This is a genomic window from Pseudomonas sp. PvP028 (genome assembly GCF_017832255.1).
Classification (GTDB): Bacteria; Pseudomonadota; Gammaproteobacteria; order Pseudomonadales; family Pseudomonadaceae; genus Aquipseudomonas; species Aquipseudomonas syringae.
In genome coordinates, this window is the sequence record NZ_JAFIBL010000001.1 from 1,239,692 (window position 1) to 1,256,755 (window position 17,064).

Annotated in this window: 20 protein-coding genes and 1 pseudogene; 6 read left to right on the forward strand and 15 right to left on the reverse strand. The window is 57.4% G+C overall.

Translation table 11 applies throughout. The features are described from left to right. Window positions 1–85: 85 nt before the first annotated feature. From JOE34_RS05545 to JOE34_RS05560, 4 genes are all read right to left on the reverse strand, one after another. Window positions 86–487, reverse strand: a complete 402-nt coding sequence (locus JOE34_RS05545) for a biopolymer transporter ExbD (protein ID WP_002555939.1) — start codon at window positions 485–487, stop codon at window positions 86–88. Then, window positions 487–1,194, reverse strand: a complete 708-nt coding sequence (locus JOE34_RS05550; RefSeq protein ID WP_003340004.1) for a MotA/TolQ/ExbB proton channel family protein — start codon at window positions 1,192–1,194, stop codon at window positions 487–489. The genes JOE34_RS05545 and JOE34_RS05550 overlap by 1 nt, the downstream gene beginning before the upstream one ends. A gap of 53 nt (window positions 1,195–1,247) precedes the next feature. Then, the gene (locus JOE34_RS05555; RefSeq protein WP_229699120.1) at window positions 1,248–2,057 is read right to left on the reverse strand and encodes an energy transducer TonB; all 810 of its coding nucleotides are present in this window, start codon (window positions 2,055–2,057) and stop codon (window positions 1,248–1,250) included. Window positions 2,058–3,273: 1,216 nt separating this feature from the next. Further along, complete coding sequence (locus JOE34_RS05560) at window positions 3,274–4,428, reverse strand: aminotransferase class V-fold PLP-dependent enzyme (RefSeq protein WP_046266607.1); 1,155 nt, start codon at window positions 4,426–4,428, stop codon at window positions 3,274–3,276. Between the two features lie 253 nt (window positions 4,429–4,681). Between JOE34_RS05560 and JOE34_RS05565 the strand changes: the two genes are divergently transcribed. Together JOE34_RS05565 and JOE34_RS05570 are read left to right on the forward strand one after the other, a co-directional pair. Beyond that, entirely contained in the window at window positions 4,682–5,152 is a 471-nt protein-coding gene (locus JOE34_RS05565; RefSeq protein WP_003339996.1) for an Lrp/AsnC family transcriptional regulator, read from the forward strand. Window positions 5,153–5,235: 83 nt separating this feature from the next. After that, window positions 5,236–5,484, forward strand: a complete 249-nt coding sequence (locus JOE34_RS05570; protein ID WP_003339994.1) for a hypothetical protein — start codon at window positions 5,236–5,238, stop codon at window positions 5,482–5,484. Here the strand turns inward: JOE34_RS05570 and JOE34_RS05575 are convergent. The 4 genes from JOE34_RS05575 to JOE34_RS05590 form a co-directional block, all read right to left on the reverse strand. Next, window positions 5,409–5,972 carry a DUF4411 family protein gene (locus JOE34_RS05575; protein ID WP_080341364.1) on the reverse strand — a complete coding sequence of 188 codons (564 nt, stop codon included), beginning with the start codon at window positions 5,970–5,972 and terminating at the stop codon, window positions 5,409–5,411. The genes JOE34_RS05570 and JOE34_RS05575 overlap by 76 nt on opposite strands. Further along, window positions 5,969–7,105, reverse strand: coding sequence for an XRE family transcriptional regulator (locus tag JOE34_RS05580; protein ID WP_209995202.1), 1,137 nt, complete (start codon window positions 7,103–7,105; stop codon window positions 5,969–5,971). Before JOE34_RS05580 ends, JOE34_RS05575 begins: the two co-directional genes overlap by 4 nt. A gap of 233 nt (window positions 7,106–7,338) precedes the next feature. Next, on the reverse strand, window positions 7,339–8,013 hold the full coding sequence (locus JOE34_RS05585) for an HAD family hydrolase (RefSeq protein WP_209995204.1): 675 nt from the start codon (window positions 8,011–8,013) through the stop codon (window positions 7,339–7,341). Between the two features lie 228 nt (window positions 8,014–8,241). Continuing rightward, window positions 8,242–9,063 carry a helix-turn-helix transcriptional regulator gene (locus tag JOE34_RS05590; protein WP_010408189.1) on the reverse strand — a complete coding sequence of 274 codons (822 nt, stop codon included), beginning with the start codon at window positions 9,061–9,063 and terminating at the stop codon, window positions 8,242–8,244. A gap of 97 nt (window positions 9,064–9,160) precedes the next feature. Between JOE34_RS05590 and JOE34_RS05595 the strand changes: the two genes are divergently transcribed. Then, complete coding sequence (locus JOE34_RS05595) at window positions 9,161–10,048, forward strand: SDR family oxidoreductase (protein ID WP_010408188.1); 888 nt, start codon at window positions 9,161–9,163, stop codon at window positions 10,046–10,048. 147 nt (window positions 10,049–10,195) lie between these two features. Here the strand turns inward: JOE34_RS05595 and JOE34_RS05600 are convergent, their stop codons facing one another. From JOE34_RS05600 to JOE34_RS05625, 6 genes and pseudogenes are all read right to left on the reverse strand, one after another. Next, window positions 10,196–10,495, reverse strand: a complete 300-nt coding sequence (locus JOE34_RS05600; RefSeq protein ID WP_004403637.1) for a hypothetical protein — start codon at window positions 10,493–10,495, stop codon at window positions 10,196–10,198. A 129-nt stretch (window positions 10,496–10,624) separates the two neighbouring features. Next, window positions 10,625–10,990: a histone-like nucleoid-structuring protein, MvaT/MvaU family gene (locus tag JOE34_RS05605; RefSeq protein WP_003318143.1), complete on the reverse strand. Its 366-nt coding sequence runs from the start codon at window positions 10,988–10,990 to the stop codon at window positions 10,625–10,627. A 326-nt stretch (window positions 10,991–11,316) separates the two neighbouring features. Further along, window positions 11,317–11,757 (reverse strand): DUF805 domain-containing protein, encoded by a 441-nt coding sequence (locus tag JOE34_RS05610; RefSeq protein WP_003437268.1) that lies wholly within the window; start codon window positions 11,755–11,757, stop codon window positions 11,317–11,319. 16 nt (window positions 11,758–11,773) lie between these two features. Further along, window positions 11,774–12,130, reverse strand: a complete 357-nt coding sequence (locus JOE34_RS05615) for a DUF4190 domain-containing protein (RefSeq protein ID WP_003318145.1) — start codon at window positions 12,128–12,130, stop codon at window positions 11,774–11,776. Between the two features lie 300 nt (window positions 12,131–12,430). Beyond that, window positions 12,431–12,837 (reverse strand): annotated as a pseudogene (locus JOE34_RS26105) (calcium-binding protein); the annotation flags it as partial. 406 nt (window positions 12,838–13,243) lie between these two features. Beyond that, window positions 13,244–14,101, reverse strand: coding sequence for a sugar phosphate isomerase/epimerase family protein (locus JOE34_RS05625; protein WP_209995206.1), 858 nt, complete (start codon window positions 14,099–14,101; stop codon window positions 13,244–13,246). A gap of 111 nt (window positions 14,102–14,212) precedes the next feature. Here JOE34_RS05625 and JOE34_RS05630 point away from each other — a divergent pair, with 111 nt between their 5' ends. Next, window positions 14,213–15,127, forward strand: a complete 915-nt coding sequence (locus JOE34_RS05630; protein WP_003425731.1) for a LysR family transcriptional regulator — start codon at window positions 14,213–14,215, stop codon at window positions 15,125–15,127. Between the two features lie 100 nt (window positions 15,128–15,227). After that, window positions 15,228–15,476: a hypothetical protein gene (locus JOE34_RS05635; protein WP_010408162.1), complete on the forward strand. Its 249-nt coding sequence runs from the start codon at window positions 15,228–15,230 to the stop codon at window positions 15,474–15,476. 33 nt (window positions 15,477–15,509) lie between these two features. Here the strand turns inward: JOE34_RS05635 and deoC are convergent, their stop codons facing one another. Continuing rightward, window positions 15,510–16,190, reverse strand: coding sequence for a deoxyribose-phosphate aldolase (gene deoC, locus JOE34_RS05640; protein ID WP_004403629.1), 681 nt, complete (start codon window positions 16,188–16,190; stop codon window positions 15,510–15,512). 102 nt (window positions 16,191–16,292) lie between these two features. On the opposite strand from deoC, the gene deoR reads away from it, so the two are divergent. Next, window positions 16,293–17,063, forward strand: coding sequence for a DNA-binding transcriptional repressor DeoR (gene deoR, locus JOE34_RS05645; protein ID WP_003425726.1), 771 nt, complete (start codon window positions 16,293–16,295; stop codon window positions 17,061–17,063). The last annotated feature ends 1 nt before the right edge of the window (window position 17,064 follow it).

Genomic DNA, 17,064 nt, shown 5'->3' on the forward strand with positions numbered 1-17,064 from the left:
GGGGCTTTTCAGCCCACGGACAACCGCATTCACGGGGGTCGGGTCAGACGGCTTCGCGAGGCGAAGCCACCCGGTCAGTCGAGCGTCATTTCGCTGTCATGACGGATATCTTGGTAATGCCAGAGCGTTCGATGGAGGCCATGGCCTTGGCCACCTGGCCATAATTCACGGCGGTATCGGCCTGCAACTGGACGCGGATTTCCGGGTCCTTGGCCTTTTCGTCCTGCAGGCTTTTTTCCAGCAGCTCCGGGGCGATTTCCGATTTGGCGAGGTAGAACTTGCCGTCCTGATCGACGCTGACCACCACCGGGTTTTTCTTCTCGGCGGGGGCGACTGCGTCGGTCTTGGGCAAGTTGACCTTGATCGCGTTGGTCATCAGCGGCGTGGTGACGATGAACACCACCAGCAGCACGAGCATCACGTCGACCAGCGGCGTGACGTTCATTTCGCTGAGCACTTCATCGCTGTCCTGAGTGGAGAAAGACATTAGCTGGCCTCCCGAACGGCATGGCCATTCTTGCTGGCGATGGGCTGGCGCGTGACGGCAAAGGCGCTGCGCTGGGCGAGGGCGTCGAAGTCGTGGGCGAAGTCATCCATGTCGGCCACGGCGAGCTTGAGGCGGCGCAGGAAGAAGTTGTAGATCAGCACTGCCGGCACGGCGACGGCGATACCCACGCCGGTGGCGACCAGCGCGTGACCGATAGGCCCGGCGACCGCTTCAAGGCTGGCCGAGCCGGTCACGCCGATGCTTTGCAGCGCTTCCATGATCCCCCAGACCGTACCGAACAGGCCGATGAAGGGCGCGGTGCTGCCGATACTGGCGAGAATCGCCTGGCCACTTTCCAGCGCGCGCCGCTCTTTTTGTATCTGCTGGCGCAGGTTGCGCTCCAGACGGTCCGAGCGGTTGATGGTGTGCGCCAATTGTTGCGTGGTGCGCGGCGACTCATCGACCGCCATGGCTTCGAAGCCGCTGTTGGCAATACGTGCCAGCGCGCCGGGATATTGCGCAGAATGCTCGGCAGCGGTGAGCAGGTCCGGTGCGCTCCAGAACACTTTGGTGAATTGTTTGTTCTGGGACTTCTGGCGGACATACTGCGCCGACTTGATCAGCAACAGTGCCCAACTCAATACGGAAAACAGAATCAGTGCCCAGAGCACGGCCGGGACGATCATGGAAGAGAGCGATGCGTTCATGGTTTAAACCTCACCAGCTTTGATAATTGAATAGTCGGTTGTCATGCGCCGGATCATTCCGGCAACTTGAAGTCGATGGTCTGCGTCGCGAAGCCTTCTATCGGCGTGTCACCGCGTTTGGCCGGTATGAACTTCCAGTTGCGCACAGCCTCCACGGCCGCTTCGTCCAGTACCGGTTTGCCACTGGATTTGGTCACCTCGACAGCCCCGGCGCGACCGTTGGGCAGCACCTTGATGCGCAGAATCACGCGACCTTCCCAACTGCGTCGTAACGCCAGCCCCGGGTATTCCGGCGGTGGATTGCCCAGGCTGGCGAGCCCGGATACCGCGGCGCTTTCCTTGACCGGAGCCGGTGGCGCAGCAGGTGCCGGCGGCGCGGGCGCAGGTGTTGGCGGCGCGGGCGGGCTGGGCGCAGCAGCAGCAGGCTTGGGCGCAGGCGGCGTCGGCTTTTTCACCGGCTCGACTTTCTTGACCGGCTTGGGCTTCTCGACCTTGGGCTTTTCCACCGGTTTGGGCGGCGGTTCGACCGCGTCCGGGTCCTCGACCGGTTGTTCCGGTTCGGGGGGAGGCGGTGGAGGCGGCGGCGGAGGTGGTGGCTCGGGCGGCGGCGGTTCCGGGGCGGGTGGTGTCGGGCTGGTCAGTTCAATGGTCATTTCCGGAACTTGTGGCGCAACTTCCGGCACGTCTGGCTGGGCCGTTTGCATGTACCACCAGATCACACCATGAATAAGTACCGACGCAGCAATCAACACCATTACTTGCGGCTTGTTAAGGCCACCCGGGCGTGACGTATTGGCGCTGAAAGGAATACCCTGCCACGCCGTCGAAGTGTCATCGGGCGAGGGAGAGGGAACCGCTTTCATTATTACCGCATCATTCATTAACGCTCCCTCGGGTAGTTAAAGGGCAATAAAAATCCGCTCGAACAATGGGTAACTGTTCGATTGATGAAGACCTGCATATTGTGGATAGGCAGGGCAACGCGGTGGGTGCGCACACGGCGAACTCAAACGGTTAAAGGACGTCTTGAATCAGGGCACTGACATTGCAAATCCTTGCTTTCTTATCGTCATGTACGGGGACGTACAGCGATGTTCCTGAAGGCTTACATTGCAACCGCTGTGCCAGAACGACCCAGCTGTAACCACTGACGCAGAGCGGGTGTCGCATTCGTATAACTATTTATCGATTCCCGACTTCATTGGCTTCAAAACCGCACAGATGAATAAAACCTCGAACAAAAAAACAGGCAAACAATGACCCTCTGCTTGAGCAGACGCGTTCGAAAATCATGACCTGCAAGTCACTTTGTTTGATGCACCAATACTGTGTCACTAGGATCACGTTGGTGCGTTAGTTGATCAGCGCTTCATAAAACAATGCTCCGTACAGGTACGCGGTTGTGTGGACAGTTAGCGTTGTTGAAATAAAAGCCATTCCATGGGTGATGGCAAAATGAAACCACTTAAAACAAAGTGTCGGACACTCTTTATAGGTCGACCGTCTTTTAATTAAAAACAACTCCGTGCGTACTTATTACGCGCACGGGCGCACACGATCCTGATTCATCACCAGAACACTAAGGCACACGCGAAATGTCTTAAGTCCAGACGTGCAGGGCCGTCGAATAACAACGCGCAGATCGGGACAAGGGTGAAGCGACCGTGCAGGCATCGCTTGAGGCAGGTGATGCCCAAGGTGTGGATTGCCAACGTAACGGTGGTCTGACGCAAGACTGATAGGGCACAGCTAGATTCCTTTCCTGGCGGGAAGCGAGACTTGTGGTCTGCCCCCTGCACTGTTTATGGACGCTCTGACGTCCGTTAACTGCACTTTGGTGCGTGTAGGCACCCCATGAATGCAGCGCGCACCATTGGTTTATGGCACGACCGTTCCACTAGAAAGAACTGTGCCAATTTGTGTCTTTTTGTATCCGGAGGGGTACATTTTCATCTGGAGACGAGTATTTGCGGCTGCAAGGCGCAGTCGCTGACCCAGGCGGGTATCAACTCGGCAGATTGGCGCGGGTGCGTCGGGAGAGGGCAGCCCGTGATTCGGGCGGCTTGTAGGTGTCGTGAGTTACCAGAACGCAGCAGGTGCGCTGAGCGCCTTGCTGAACACCTCAATGGCGCGTTCGACATCTGCCTGCGTGGTGTAGCGGCCAAGGCTGACGCGCACGCTGGCCAGGGCCTTGGCGGAGTCCATGCCCAGAGCAAGCAGCACATGCGAGGGTGCATTGCTGGCCGAATTGCACGCGGACGTCGAGGACAACGCCAGGCTGTGGGACAACTGGGCGCTGGTGAAGCCGCTGCGGGTGATGCACAGGTTCAGGGTGTGCGGTATGCGTTGTTGCGGACAGCCATTGAGTTGCACATCCGGCAGACTCAACAGGCCTTCGCGCAGGTGACGACTCAGCGCTTCGATACGACGGTTTTCGGTTTCGGCCTGGCTGATCGCCAAGGCAAAGGCTGTCCCCATGCCGACGATCTGATGGGTGGCCAACGTGCCCGAACGAAAGCCGCCTTCATGTCCGCCGCCGTGGATCTGCGCTTTCAACAGTGAATGCGCACGCGGGCCCACGTACAGGGCGCCAATGCCCTTGGGGCCGTAGGCCTTGTGCGCCGAGAACGACATCAGGTCGACGGCCAGACTCGACAGATCGACCTTCACCTTGCCGACGCCCTGCGCAGCGTCCACATGAAACAGCGCACCGTGCTCGCGCACCAAGGCGCCGATGCTGGCGATATCGGTCAGTGTACCCAGCTCATTGTTCACCAGCATCAGCGACACCAGCAGCGTGTCTTCGCGCAAGGCAGCCTGTACCGCGTGAGGCTGGATCAGGCCTTGGGCGTCCGGTTTCAGCCAGGTGACGGGAAAACCCTGACGCTCCAGCGTGCTGACGGTGTCGAGCACGGCCTTGTGTTCCAGGACGCTGGTGATGATGTGGCGGCGTTGCGCGCTGGCATCCTGGGCGATGCCCTTGATCGCCAGGTTGTTGGACTCGGTAGCGCCGGAGGTCCAGACAATGGTGTCGACAGGCGCACCCACCGCATCGGCCACCTGCGCGCGTGCCTGTTCAACGGCCTGCCGCGCCACCTGCCCATAACCGTGCCCGCTGGAAGCCGGATTACCGAAATGACCTTCGCGCCCCATGCAGGCAACCATGGCTTCGATGACCTGCTCATCGACAGGTGTGGTGGCGGCGTAATCCAGATAGAGCGCAGAAGTGGTCATGGGCAATTCGCTTTGTAATCGAGTCAAAATCAAGGGCTGGCATAACCAGACCGACTGCTTGAAAGATTACTGATCCGCACGCGAAAAATTATTGATATTTGCACGGGCATGGACATCCAATGCGAAAAATTATTCGCTTTTACTTGGATTTTTACGATTAAAAATTCTAGGATACTGCTTCAGACGCAGAATCGCAGCCAGACGCCATCGTTCCTCACGATCAGTATGGAGCGACTAACGCAGGAAACCGCTAATGGACAAATTCGACCGGGCAATCCTCGACATCCTGCAAACCGACTGCACCCGTTCGGTGGCGGACATCGCCGAGCGTATCGGCCTAGGCAGTACCGCGTGCTGGCGACGTATCCAAAAGCTGGAAGAGGCCGGCATCATCGACCGCCGGGTCGCGCTGCTCAATCCGCAACGGCTGAACGTGTCAGTCAGCGTCTTCGCCGCCATCCGCACCAACCAGCACAACGCCGCCTGGCTCGAACAGTTTCACGCCGCCGTCGGCGAGCTGCCTGAAGTGGTCGAGTGCTACCGCATGGCAGGCGACACCGACTACATGCTGCGCATCGTGGTGGCCGACATCGCAGGGTACGACGAGGTGTACAAGCAACTGATCAGCATCCCCGGCATCAGCGACGTGAGCTCCAGCTTCGCCATGGAACAGATCAAATTCACCACCGGCCTGCCCTTGCACTACGCATCGTTTGGCGGCTGAGCGCAGCCACGCTCATCGATTGAATCGAACCCTCAGCCCGATGCCACGTCCACTTTCTTTGGCAAACGAAAAAGGTGGCTGACATGACAACCGATCACATACTCACAGACAGCGTGCCCAAAGAAGACCCCGCCAGCCCGCAACTCGGCCAGTACGACCGCGAAGCAGACCCGGTCCTCGCCATGAACGCGAACAGACCCGGTGTCGGCCCGAAAAAAGGCGACGAGGTGAAGAAGCGTACGGAACACGACGAGACTTACGATGAAGGTGAGCTGGAAGTGGACGACGCCGACAGCGTCTCGGATGAGGGCGGCGGCACTCTGCCGGGCTGAGGGAGCACAAATATGGCGCTGAGGTGGTGTAACAGCTCAAACGTGTTCATGTAAGGGACGTTGAGCTGTTCACAGAGGTTGGGGATGATGAATTTCCGCCTTGCATCCATATTGCGTACTTCATGGGTAACGACAGTAGCTCCAGAGGTCAGAGCTTTGGCGATCAGCCATGGATCAGCGCCCCTTAAAAACTCTTCCATTGCCCCTGTCTTCATACCCTGGGCTTGAGCGACTAACGTTACAACCTTCACAAAAGCGGTTTGGGTATCTTCATCCGAAACGCCCCAAAAGAAGCTCGAATTATCGATCGTCCACACGGCCAGTTCATCATGGCCTTTGGTGAGTTCATCTTTGACAGGCTCTATGCTCGCTAAAGAAAAAGCCTGATTTTGAAGCAACAACCATTGCCAGTATGCCGGGCATATTCTCATGCCGTAGTAACGGTTCTTGGCTTCAATCAGCGTATTGGAGTCGAGAAAATACTTCACAGCGTTACTGTCTGCGCCAGCGTTCTCAACTTGGCAGGCTGTATGCCGAGCAAGTTGCCTGCTTCACGCAACAGCATTCGTCCACTCATGGCCTCGATCAGGACGGCTCTGCTAAGACGGGTGCTGTTTTTGGCAGTTGCATTCCGGTAGTAATTACCGGCACCGCCTTTCTCCTCCTGAAATGCTTTCAGTACCCTTTGGTAATACGTTCCGTACTGCTCTTGCGTTACAAAGCCCAGGTCGAGGGCTCGGCGACCTATAACGAGTTTGCTGACGTGGAATCGCGTAGCAAGCTGGGCTAGATTGCTTTCCCATTCCACAGCGGTATCCCACAGGGTACGAAAAAGTGCTTCGGGAACAAGAAACTCTCCGGCTACCGCATTGCAGAAACGCTCGTCCTCTCGGCCGTTGGCAGTGCCTGCGTCAGAGACACCACTGCTGCCAATCCAGATATGTGCAAGCTCATGCATCAATGTGAACAAGCGAGCCGTTGGAGCATCAGAGCTGTTGATAAATACCAAAGGTGCCAGCGGATTGCTGATGGCGAAGCCCCGAAACTCGCTGACTTCCAGTTTGCGATGGGTATTGCCCAGCGCAATACCGCTGCGCATCACAAGCACACCGGCCGCTTCTGCGGCATCGATCAAAGCACGGCTGTACCTGTCATGATCGAGACGGGATTTTTCTGGATCGACGTCGAGGGTCCGGCGAATATCGTCCACAACCGCCTTCACAGCCGATCGGCTGTCAAAGCGGCCTACGAACGAAAGCGGCTTTTGCTCATGGTTGTGGAGATACTCCAGATACCAGTCCTGCTTTCGAATGGCATCTTTCATAGTATCCAGAAGCTCCAGACTTGGCCGCAGGGGGGCCAAGTTGCCGACCGTGCGAAGGTCTGGCAGCGGGAGCAGCTCAACAGGCGGTTGCAGAAGGAAAAGGAAGCCAAATGGAACGTGCGCGACGCTCGCCCACTTTTGCGCCTGAAGAAAAGTCGGTTTCGCCTCACCCGCTTCCCATTCCACGACCCGCTCAGGTTTCACCGGAAGCTTTCTGGCGACCTGTGCGGCAGACAAGCCTGCACGCTCGCGGGACCACGTGAGGATGCTGGGATTAACAAACGCGGGTTGGCTCATGGCGGATTAGGAATATCAAAAAGGGCTGTAGCGAGCTGATCCATATGCAGGCTGACGGGCATTGCCTTCTCCTTGGCGATGACGCGCACCGCAGGCTGCGGCGCATGTCCGTACATTATGGGCTGACAACGCCACGGTCAATGACGGCGGCATCGCGTTAAGGCAGCCATGATGAACCTGATAATCGGGAGCGTGTAGGTAAGTAATTACTTCATTTACCTACCCGGCATCATTCAAGGCCGCGAAGCAATCTCGTCCAGATGATTCAGCAGATCCAGCGGGTCTTCATACACCCTCAACGCGCCAGCACGCTCAAGTTCGACAATGTCGTAGCCACCCGACAGCAGGCCGACGCCGGTTGCCTTACAGCGACGCGCCGCCAGCATGTCCCAGATCGCATCGCCGATCACCAGACACTCGTCGATCGGAGCGTTTATCTTCTTTGCAGCCGCCAGGAACAGGTCGGGGTCAGGCTTGCCGTAGCTCACGTCATCGCGCGTAACGATGTTGATCTTGTTGATGTCCAGTTTCAGCGCTTTGAGGTTGATCGTCGCCGTATCGATCCCGCCGCTGGTGGCGATGCACCACTTGAGGTTTTCCTTGTCGAGCGTCTCCAGCAACTCGACGGCGCCGGGCAAGGCGATGATCTGTCCTTGCAGCCGCTCGTAAGCCTGAGCATGTTTCTCGCTGAGCCGTTCGGCTTGTTCTTCGCTGATGTTCAAGCCGGTTTCACGCGACAGTGATTTCAACATCAGCCCGCCGCTCATGCCGATCTTGCGGTGAATACGCCACATCGCAAGCGGGATCTTTTCTGCATCCAGCGCTTCTTTCCAGGCGGCGACGTTTTGATAAACGCTGTCGGTCAGCGTGCCGTCCAGGTCGAAGATGAAGGAAGTCTGGGGTCTCATAGGGTTACTCTTTTTGAATGCGGATTGACCATCTGGCGAGGTCCGGAGCGTTGTGAGTCGATACCTGTTCGGCGGTACCGGGGGGCTTCAATACGGCGTTGCCAAATGGCGGGAAAGGGTTGGTTTTTTGAGGTCACACACTTTCGAGTACGTGATGGAATGGCGGTTCGATCTTTCGGGCGGGAGGGCGATCTGGTAGCAGAAAAGCCTGATGGTTCTAAAGCCGCATTAACGCTGTATGTAACCCTCCACCAGCGCCTGAACCCGCGCCGCGTCATCCTCGGTGACCGGGTTATAAACAATCATCGACAGATCGGGCCGGCCATCCACTGCGAACCCCGAATACTCCAGTTCAATCAGCCCATGAACCGGATGCCGCAGGCGCTTGGTGCCTTCGCCCTGTGAACGCACATCGTTGTCGCGCCACAACGCAGCAAAATCGGCGCTGAGCGTGCAGAGTTCGTCAGCAAGTTCGCGGAGTTCCGAGGCAGCACCGGCACGGGTCGCGTCGGCTCTGAATGCGGCGACGATAAAGCGCGCGACGGCCTGCCAGTCGTCCTGCTTTGCACGCGTGCCAGCGTTGCAAAACATCAGGCGCAGGATGTTGCGCTGCTCTACGGGCAGCAGGCTGTAGTCAGTAAATACAGCTGCCGCAGCGTTGTTCCAGGCCAGAACATCCCAAGTGGCAGTCTTGATAAAAGCAGGGCTGAACGCGAGCGTATCCAGAATGCGCTGCAAGCGCGGCGATACGCCTTCGGGCGCGCTGTAGACCACTTCGGGCAGGTGACCAAAAGCGAGCATGAACAGGTGTTGCCGCTCGGGCTCGGTCATCAGGAGACTTTGCGCGATCCGGTCCAGAACCTGAGCAGAAGGCGCGCCACCGCGCCCTTGTTCCAGCCACGTGTACCACGTCGCGCTGATATTGGCGCGCTGGGCAACTTCTTCACGACGCAAGCCTGGCGTGCGTCGACGCGTGGTGGAAAGCCCCAGACTCGCAGGGTCCAGACGCGCCCGACAGTCCTTCAAATACGTTCCAAGCGGGTTGGCCATGATGATCCTGTTGGTTTTTATACCCTGATAACGTCACGTCTTTTACGGGATAAACGTTACGCGCACTCTGCCGACTTCAGCAAAGAGAGATTTGACTATGCGCGTATTTATAACCGGCGCCACAGGCTTTATTGGCACTCGCGTCACTGGGGAACTGATCAACGCAGGCCATCAGGTAGTAGGTCTGACACGTTCGCAAGAGGGGGCTCAAGCTCTGCTTGCCATGGGAGCCGAACCGCATCGCGGTGATATCGAAGACCTGTCCGGCCTTCAGCGTGGCGTAGAGCAGTGCGACGCGGTGATTCACACGGCGTTTGATCACAACTTCGCGCACTTCGTCGCCAACTGCCAGAAAGACGCTCGCGTCATCGACGCATTGGGTTCTGCACTGGCAGGCTCCGAGCGACCACTGGTTATCACCTCCAGCACGGCGATGGGCTCGTCAGCACCTGGGCAGTCCGCAGACGAAGATCATTTCGACCCGGCGCACCCCAACCCTCGCGTCGCATCGGAACTCGCCGGGCAGGCGCTGTTGCAACGCGGCGTCAACATAGTCGTGATGCGACTCTCGCAGATTCATAACCCGGCCAAACAAGGCTTGGTCAGCGAAGTCATCAAACAGGCGCAGGAAAAAGGCTGCTCGGCCTATATCGACCAAGGCCTCAATCAGTGGTCTGCAGCGCATCTTGAAGACACGGCGCGCCTGTATCGTCTGGCTCTGGAGAAACATCAGCCTGGGGCTCGTTATCACGCGACGGCCGAATCAGGCATTACTTTCCGCCTGATTGCCGAAACCGTCGGAGAACATCTCGGCCTGCCCACGTTGGCAATGCCCGCCCATGAAGCCGCCGCACACTTTGGCTGGCTGTCGACATTTGTGGCCAAGGACATGAGCAGCCTGAATCACAAGACACGCGAGCGCTTGGGATGGCAGCCCAAGGGCCCAAGTTTGATTGAGGACTTGGGAAGGTTTTTGAAGGGATAGCGTTTGCGGGCGGAGCAACTCTGCAATTGCAGATGACCATCGTGCCAATGCTCCGCGTTGGCATGCAGCTCGTGACGCTCTGCGTCACAAAGCTACAGTCTGGCAAGGCAGCCTAAGGGCCTAAGGAATCGCGTGTAATCAAAGTGATTACTGGTGAGTGTCCGCATTCTCAGCCGGATAAAACTCGCCCTGGCTCCCCATTCTTTCCAATCTATCGCGAACGAGTGCTTCGACGTTGGCTACTGCAGCCTTATCGTCGGGGTCGACCAGTTGCAGGCACAGGCGCCGGGCGTTCTGATCGTGGGTGCCCTCGCTGAGCATGTCGTGGGTAGGGACTTGTTTGCCACGCCACAGACATAGCTCGGTATGAGTACCGCCGAGCCATATTTCGTTGACTGATCTGAGGTCAGTGGAAGCCAGTTGGTCCACAGTGATCGTCTTGTCCATTGCGCTGTACCTTTTCAGTGAGTCGATACAGGTCAGACGAACAGCCGCCGCGGATCGTTCCCGGCGTCGGCTGTTCAACAGCGCCAACGGTGAAGAGTCGACGCCCTGAATCAATCGACAGGCAAGGCTTTACTTCTTCAGCCAACCCTCAACAACATCGGAACCATGTTCGGCCTTCCATTCTTTCAGAATCTTGTGATTCCCACCCTTGGTCTCGATCACTTCACCGGTTTTCGGGTTCTTATAAACCTTGAGTTCACGCGGTTTGCGTTTGCCCGCAGGTTTTTCAACGGTCTGGCCACGGGAAGAGCTCTGTGGGTCCAGCAGATTGATGATGTGCTTCAGGCTGAAACCATATTGCTCAAGCAGCTTGCGCAGCTTGGTTTCGAACTCGATCTCCTTCTTGAGCCCTTGGTCGCCTTTCATTGCTTCCAGTGCCTGGAGTTGCTCGGCGAGATGTTTTTCCAGCTGGCGGAATTCTGCGAGTTTGGACATGGTGTTTTCCTTATAAACAGGTGTGCGTAGTTATTGAGAGAGATCATACCCGTTACAAGTTCAGCCTATTTTCCTCAGAGGCGCGGTGGCTTCCAATACGCTGTAGTGACACGATAAGCCGGATTGCCCGGGCTTCCGGTTATTTTCAGAAAATGCGATTTCACGAGCGCAGAATCAACAGCGATTTTGGTCTATCCGCTGCAAGCTCGAGGGAGGTTTTGATTGGCCTATTTGCTGACGCAGTAAACAGTGGTTCCGTCTATTCGCTGCGCGGCAGCGAAAAGCCTGTGAAGACGTGGCCGGACGACCACATCTTCACACGGGCTTTATTTAGGACTTGGCCCAAAACGGTTAGGTCCTGGATGACCTTCCTGAATCAGGAACACAAGGTTGGCAATCGGTACCAGCAGCCACCAGCCACTGCGATCCGTGTCGTGCAACCTGCGAACACCCACCGCGATACCTGGGACCAACACGGCCAGGGAGTAAAGGTTAGCGATAATGCCGCCATCCCCGATCAACCCGCCGATAAAGCCGAGGACAATCGAGATCAAGATGTTGAACAGAAAGAACATCCAGTATTCTTTTCTGCGTGCCCTGCCCGTGAACACCGCGTATTTTTTCAGAACTTCTGTATACCAGCTCCACGCAGGCGGGTTATCGGTGCTCGCACTGGCTGGCGAAATAACCAACTGCGGAGCCCCGCAGTGCGGACACGTACCAGCGTCATCACTGATTTCCTTTGCACAACCACGACAAAATACCATCTCATTCTTCCCTAAATCAGTTAGCTATTAATCCAAAAAATATCAGCAGCGATACTGCTGACAAGACAGTGCCTGCTATCGCTATTCCGTTTCCAGGCAACTTTTTGTTGATGCTGATGACGCCCAGAACCAGTCCGGCTATCGAGCACATGCCGAGCCCGACGACGGTATCCAGATCCCATTCACCATCGTCGAACAGCGCCAGCGAGCAGAGGATGCCCAGCACCAGAGAGACGATAGCCATCCACGGGGAACCGGTCTGTTGTAGCTGTTTCGCGGGAGTTGCGGAGACCTGACTGGCGCCACATTGCGGGCAGTTGAGTGCCGTTTCATGTATTTCCTTTGCGCAGCCACGACAGAAGACCATCGCCATTTTATTTCCTTATATCGAGTAGCTTTCAGACCACCAACAAGCGTTTGAATGCCCGCAAAGTCTGGGTTAAAAGGTTTGTATTGCCAAGAATTAGTTAGTTTTATTTATAATTTTGGCGACTGCGCAACGTTTTGAGGTGTTTTGCAGTCAGTTATTTACGTTGGCGTGTTGCATCAGCCGAAATGGGAGCGCCTGTTCCAGGTTTCAGTGGGCTTTCGTGTCTGGCACGAAAGCAGGCAACTAAAGGTGAGGCGAGCGGTTCAGGCGCTGTCAGTTCACGAGGTCAACGGCGTTGCCCTCAGTGCTGGCGTTGAGCTCATTGGCATGGTTGCCACTGAGCAGAATTTCAAAGCGGTTACCGTTGGCATCGGCTTCTAATGATTTAAGTGCGGTGGCATCGCCGGCGAGGTTGAGAACCACCTTCAGCGTACCGTCGTAGCCGTTACCCAGCCCGGTGAAGCCCAGTGCGGACACGTCGATCATGTCATGGCCGTTGCCATTGAAGTCGGTGGGCTGTAGCTGCCACTGGCATCGTTGCGATAGCTGTCGCTGAGCTGGGTATACACGAAGGTGTCGGCACCCGCGCCGCCGCTCAGGGTGTCCCCGCCTGCGCCGCCGAATAACCGATCATTGCCCGCACCCGCTTCGACTGTGCCGCGGCCAGCGCCGGCTCTGAGCGTTTCGCTGCCGTCGGTGCCCACCAGCTGTGGTGTGACGCCAGTAATGCGGTCTCTTGATAGCAGTGGGCCTTACCCGACGAAGGTGCAATAAGCGGCGGGTTTGAAGTACGTCGTTACGCGGCAGCCGTTAGTGTTGAGGAAGAATACGGCTGGGATCAGGCATCACTCCAACCGTAATCGAGCTACTTGCCCAGGCAAAGGCTGCGTGAGTGGCCAAAGATTCCTGGATTCGCGCAATCAGTGCTTCTTCATCTGGATAGAAGAACCATTGTCGGGATTTTGTGTAGTGCCCTGATCTTTATTCGATGTGTCAAAACACCCTGAGAGACCTGCCGACAGGAAAGCGGCAAGGCAAATTATCTGTAGATGGCTCATGACGTGCTCCATGGTTGATGATCGAAGTGAGGCGACGAAGACTGGGACGTCGCGCCTATCACTGACTGAACAGGCACATAGTGCTTTCAAACGCTCGATTGGCCATGGCCTCAAGGGGAAGCTTGCGGTGGGTGTCTGACAGCACTTCCAACCCCCACGGGCCCTCATAACCTGCAGCTTGAACCGCGTTGATAAAAGCCTGGATGTCGAAGGTCCCATCGCCCGGCAGGACACGTTTATGAATGGTGTCCATCCACAGCGGCTCGATGGGGTACTTGTGCGCATCGTTTAGCTCGACCGACTTGATGAACCGGGCCGGGATTCGGGCGATTTCACTGAAGTCGATACCGCCACGCTGCAGGTGCCAGATATCGAGTAGCAGACCTCCATTGGGCTGATCAGCGCCTTCCACAATCGCCAAGGCAGTGTCGATGGTGCGCACGTTACTGAACGGCATGATTTCCAGGACTATATTGGAACCGACCGCGGCAGCTTCCTGGCAGAGCAAAGTGAACTCCTTGACCATGAGATCAATGTCCGTCAGGTCTTCTCCTATCCCAGGGCCGATTTTGATTGAGCGAACGCCCAAGGCTTCAGCTGCTTCGAGCAGTTCTCGGCGAACTTTGTCTGACTGGCGTCGACGCTCGCCTGAGTGGTACCAGTCCACCAGGAATTCCAGTTCAATATGCTCGATACCGTTCTGCTTCAGGATGGTTTTCATCGCCGGGTAACCGATCTCATCCATCGTCGCCATCATGCCGTTGTGCACCAAGCCGATACCCTTGAAGCCAGCCTGGCCCGCCGCCTCCATACGATCTCTGAAGGAAAAAGGGCTCACTTCTGTAGGGCCCATCGGGTAAACGTCACCGGCAATAGTCCAGTAGGCTGCGAGAAGTTCTACGTGTTGATGGGTCATTGCTTTTTCTGCCTCTCAATCTGTTCTGAATAACTTGGTAACCAGACTAAGGTAGAGCTTTGCTACGATAAACCCGTAATCAGTCCTCACAGAGTAGAGCTGGAGTTGACAATGCCTCAGGTTGAACAGGCTTTGAGCGGAGTTGTTATTTTCGTTACAGCGGCAAGAGCCGGAAGCTTTACTTCAGCCGCCGACCGGCTGGGCATAACCAAATCAGCAGTGGGCAAGAGCATCGCCAAGCTGGAAGAAAGGCTGGGTTGCAAACTTTTTCATCGATCCACTCGCAGCTTGGGGCTCACCGTTGACGGAGAGGCTTACTTCGCAAGCTGCTCATTAGCCGTGGATGAAGTTCTCGCTGCTGAAGCATTTCTGACGAGCAACCAGAAGACGCCTGGCGGGCGCCTGCGAATCGATCTGCCCGCCGCCTATGGACGTAGCGTCGTTCTTCCGGTGTTACTGGATATCCTTGAAGCCAATCCCGGCCTCAAGTTGACGGTGACGTTTAACGATAGCGTGATCGATCTGATCGAAGAGGGTGTCGATCTCAGTATTCGATTCGGGGCGCTCAAAGACACAAGCGGCCTGGTCGCGAGGCGCCTGGCTGTACAGAAGCAGATCATCTGCGCTGCGCCTCGTTACATTCAAAAGCACGGCTACCCGGAGTCTCCCGAAGACCTTCAGCAGCACCGCTGTATCGTCAACTATCGTAGAGGCCAGCGGGTAAGCTGGACGGTCCTGGATGAAAGCGGCGAGCTCGCGCGGATCACTCCACCGGGTACCCATGAGGTCGGCGACGGGGATGCGATCATTGCCATGGCTGCGGCCGGTCAGGGGATCTGTCAGATGCCCGGCTCTTTGATCCGCGATCATCTGAAGGATGGCAGGCTGGTTCCCGTCCTGGAGAAATACCACCCGGATGACGTGGCCATCCACGCAGTCTGGCCTCAGACGCGGCACCTGCAGCCGAAGGTAAGACGTGTCGTGGATGAGCTTGTTGCCCGGGCCGAGAGGGGTGACCTGAGCTGATCCTGTCGGGCGACTGGACGTTCGCAGCCCGCGCAAACCCGACTGAACTGTGGAGCCCTCGCGGGGACTGAACTTAACACCCCTTTAAGGAGCCAGCCCCATGAACAGCGATCAACTCAATCAATACGACGCCGAGCGCCTTCACCAGCGCGTAGCGACCGAACTGGGCATTACTGCCGAAGAGCTGACCACCTGGATGATCAACGATATCGAACGCGTGACCGAGGGCGGCAAGGATGTCGGGCACATGGTGGTCTTCCGCGAGTCGACCCCTGCGCAGGTTCTCGACAGGGTTCAGCACAAGCAAAGCCATTTCACGGCCATGACCGGTGTGATCGATCTGAGCTAAGTGCAGCGGGCTTTGAGGTCAAAGCCCGCAGACTCAATAGCCCGCCCCCGTACCCGCGCCTGTCACGATCGCAATCCCGGAACTGGTGCCCAGGCGTGTTGCGCCAGCTTCGATCATGGCTCTGGCCGTGGCCACGTCACGCACCCCGCCAGACGCCTTGACGCCGATGTCAGGGCCGACCACACGGCGCATCAGCGCCACATCCTCGAGCGTCGCGCCACTGCGGCTGAAGCCGGTGGAGGTCTTGACGAATGCCACGCCCAAGTCGCGGCAGATTTCGCAGGCGCGCACCTTCTGCGCCTCATCGAGCAGGCAGGTCTCCAGGATCACCTTGAGCGGCACGCTGCCACAGGCCTGCAGCACCGCAGCGATATCGTCGCGGACCTCATCGAACAGGCCGTCCTTGAGCCAGCCGATGTTCAGCACCATGTCGATTTCCTGAGCGCCGGCGGCGATCGTCAGGGCTGCTTCCGACGCCTTGCTGGCACTCAGCCCGGCGCCCAGTGGAAAGCCCACCACCGCACAGACCTTCACGGCAGACCCGGCCAGTTGTCGCGCGGCAAAAGGCACCTGGCTGGAGTTCACGCACACCGAGTAGAAGCCGTGTTCCCGGGCTTCGGCGCAAAGTGTGGCAATCTGCTCTCGGCTGGCATCTGCCGCCAACAAGGTGTGATCGATGGCCTGGGCCAGTGCAGCGGGTTCTAGCGAATTCATCAAGGGATTCCTGTCATCAGTAAAAACACTTGGGTGGATACCCATAAGTTAAAAAATTAACACTTGGTGTTACTCTAGCGACACCACTAACGGATTGCCGAGATGCCCATGGACGTCAAGAAAACCGACCGCATCAAACAGATTCAACAGGCCCTGCAAGATCAGAAAGCCATCCATCTGCGGGAGATGGCGGCGCTGCTTGAGGTGTCCGAAATGACCTTGCGCCGCGACCTCAGCCGGCACCCCGAGCAATTACGGCTGCTGGGCGGCTACATCACTCGCGCCCACGATGATCCTGAGCCGGGGGATTACCGGGTCAGCGAGCAGGGCACCCGCCATGTCGAGGAGAAGCGCCGCATCGGCAAGCTGGCCGCCACTTTCATCCGGCCCGGCGACACCGTGTTTTTCGACTGCGGTACAACGATCCCCTTCGTGGTCGACTTCATCCCCGACGAGCTGGAGTTCACCGCGGTGTGCAACTCGCTCAACGTGCTGCTCAAGCTGCAGCAGAAACCCAACTGCAGCATCGTCCTGTGCGGCGGCATCTTCCACCGCAAGAACCAGGTGTTCGAGAGCCATGCCGAAACCAGCATCCTCGATGGCGTGCGCCTGACCTGGGCATTTGTCTCGGCGGCCGGGGTCAGCCTGGACTGCGGTGTCACCTGCTTCAATTTCCACGAGGTGGAGGTCAAGCAGAAGGTCATGCGTCAGGCCCGGCAAAGCCTGCTGCTGGCCGATCACTCCAAATTCGACGCCGTACGCACTGCGCACTTCGGTGCCTTGAGCGACTTCCATTGCGTGGTCAGCGACAAGAAAATCCCGCGTAGCTACCGCGAGGCCATCGAGGCCGGCGGCGCGCAGCTTGTGCTCTAGA

Bases quoted from the DNA above. Each gene is read 5' to 3' on its own strand.
- JOE34_RS05545 (WP_002555939.1), bottom strand. From the start codon at position 487: ATGTCTTTCTCCACTCAGGACAGCGATGAAGTGCTCAGCGAAATGAAC.
- JOE34_RS05550 (WP_003340004.1), bottom strand. From the start codon at position 1,194: ATGAACGCATCGCTCTCTTCCATGATCGTCCCGGCCGTGCTCTGGGCA.
- JOE34_RS05555 (WP_229699120.1), bottom strand. From the start codon at position 2,057: ATGAAAGCGGTTCCCTCTCCCTCGCCCGATGACACTTCGACGGCGTGG.
- JOE34_RS05560 (WP_046266607.1), bottom strand. From the start codon at position 4,428: ATGACCACTTCTGCGCTCTATCTGGATTACGCCGCCACCACACCTGTC.
- JOE34_RS05565 (WP_003339996.1), top strand. From the start codon at position 4,682: ATGGACAAATTCGACCGGGCAATCCTCGACATCCTGCAAACCGACTGC.
- JOE34_RS05570 (WP_003339994.1), top strand. From the start codon at position 5,236: ATGACAACCGATCACATACTCACAGACAGCGTGCCCAAAGAAGACCCC.
- JOE34_RS05580 (WP_209995202.1), bottom strand. From the start codon at position 7,105: ATGAGCCAACCCGCGTTTGTTAATCCCAGCATCCTCACGTGGTCCCGC.
- JOE34_RS05585 (WP_209995204.1), bottom strand. From the start codon at position 8,013: ATGAGACCCCAGACTTCCTTCATCTTCGACCTGGACGGCACGCTGACC.
- JOE34_RS05590 (WP_010408189.1), bottom strand. From the start codon at position 9,063: ATGGCCAACCCGCTTGGAACGTATTTGAAGGACTGTCGGGCGCGTCTG.
- JOE34_RS05595 (WP_010408188.1), top strand. From the start codon at position 9,161: ATGCGCGTATTTATAACCGGCGCCACAGGCTTTATTGGCACTCGCGTC.
- JOE34_RS05600 (WP_004403637.1), bottom strand. From the start codon at position 10,495: ATGGACAAGACGATCACTGTGGACCAACTGGCTTCCACTGACCTCAGA.
- JOE34_RS05605 (WP_003318143.1), bottom strand. From the start codon at position 10,990: ATGTCCAAACTCGCAGAATTCCGCCAGCTGGAAAAACATCTCGCCGAG.
- JOE34_RS05610 (WP_003437268.1), bottom strand. From the start codon at position 11,757: ATGGTATTTTGTCGTGGTTGTGCAAAGGAAATCAGTGATGACGCTGGT.
- JOE34_RS05615 (WP_003318145.1), bottom strand. From the start codon at position 12,130: ATGGCGATGGTCTTCTGTCGTGGCTGCGCAAAGGAAATACATGAAACG.
- JOE34_RS05625 (WP_209995206.1), bottom strand. From the start codon at position 14,101: ATGACCCATCAACACGTAGAACTTCTCGCAGCCTACTGGACTATTGCC.
- JOE34_RS05630 (WP_003425731.1), top strand. From the start codon at position 14,213: ATGCCTCAGGTTGAACAGGCTTTGAGCGGAGTTGTTATTTTCGTTACA.
- JOE34_RS05635 (WP_010408162.1), top strand. From the start codon at position 15,228: ATGAACAGCGATCAACTCAATCAATACGACGCCGAGCGCCTTCACCAG.
- deoC (WP_004403629.1), bottom strand. From the start codon at position 16,190: ATGAATTCGCTAGAACCCGCTGCACTGGCCCAGGCCATCGATCACACC.
- deoR (WP_003425726.1), top strand. From the start codon at position 16,293: ATGCCCATGGACGTCAAGAAAACCGACCGCATCAAACAGATTCAACAG.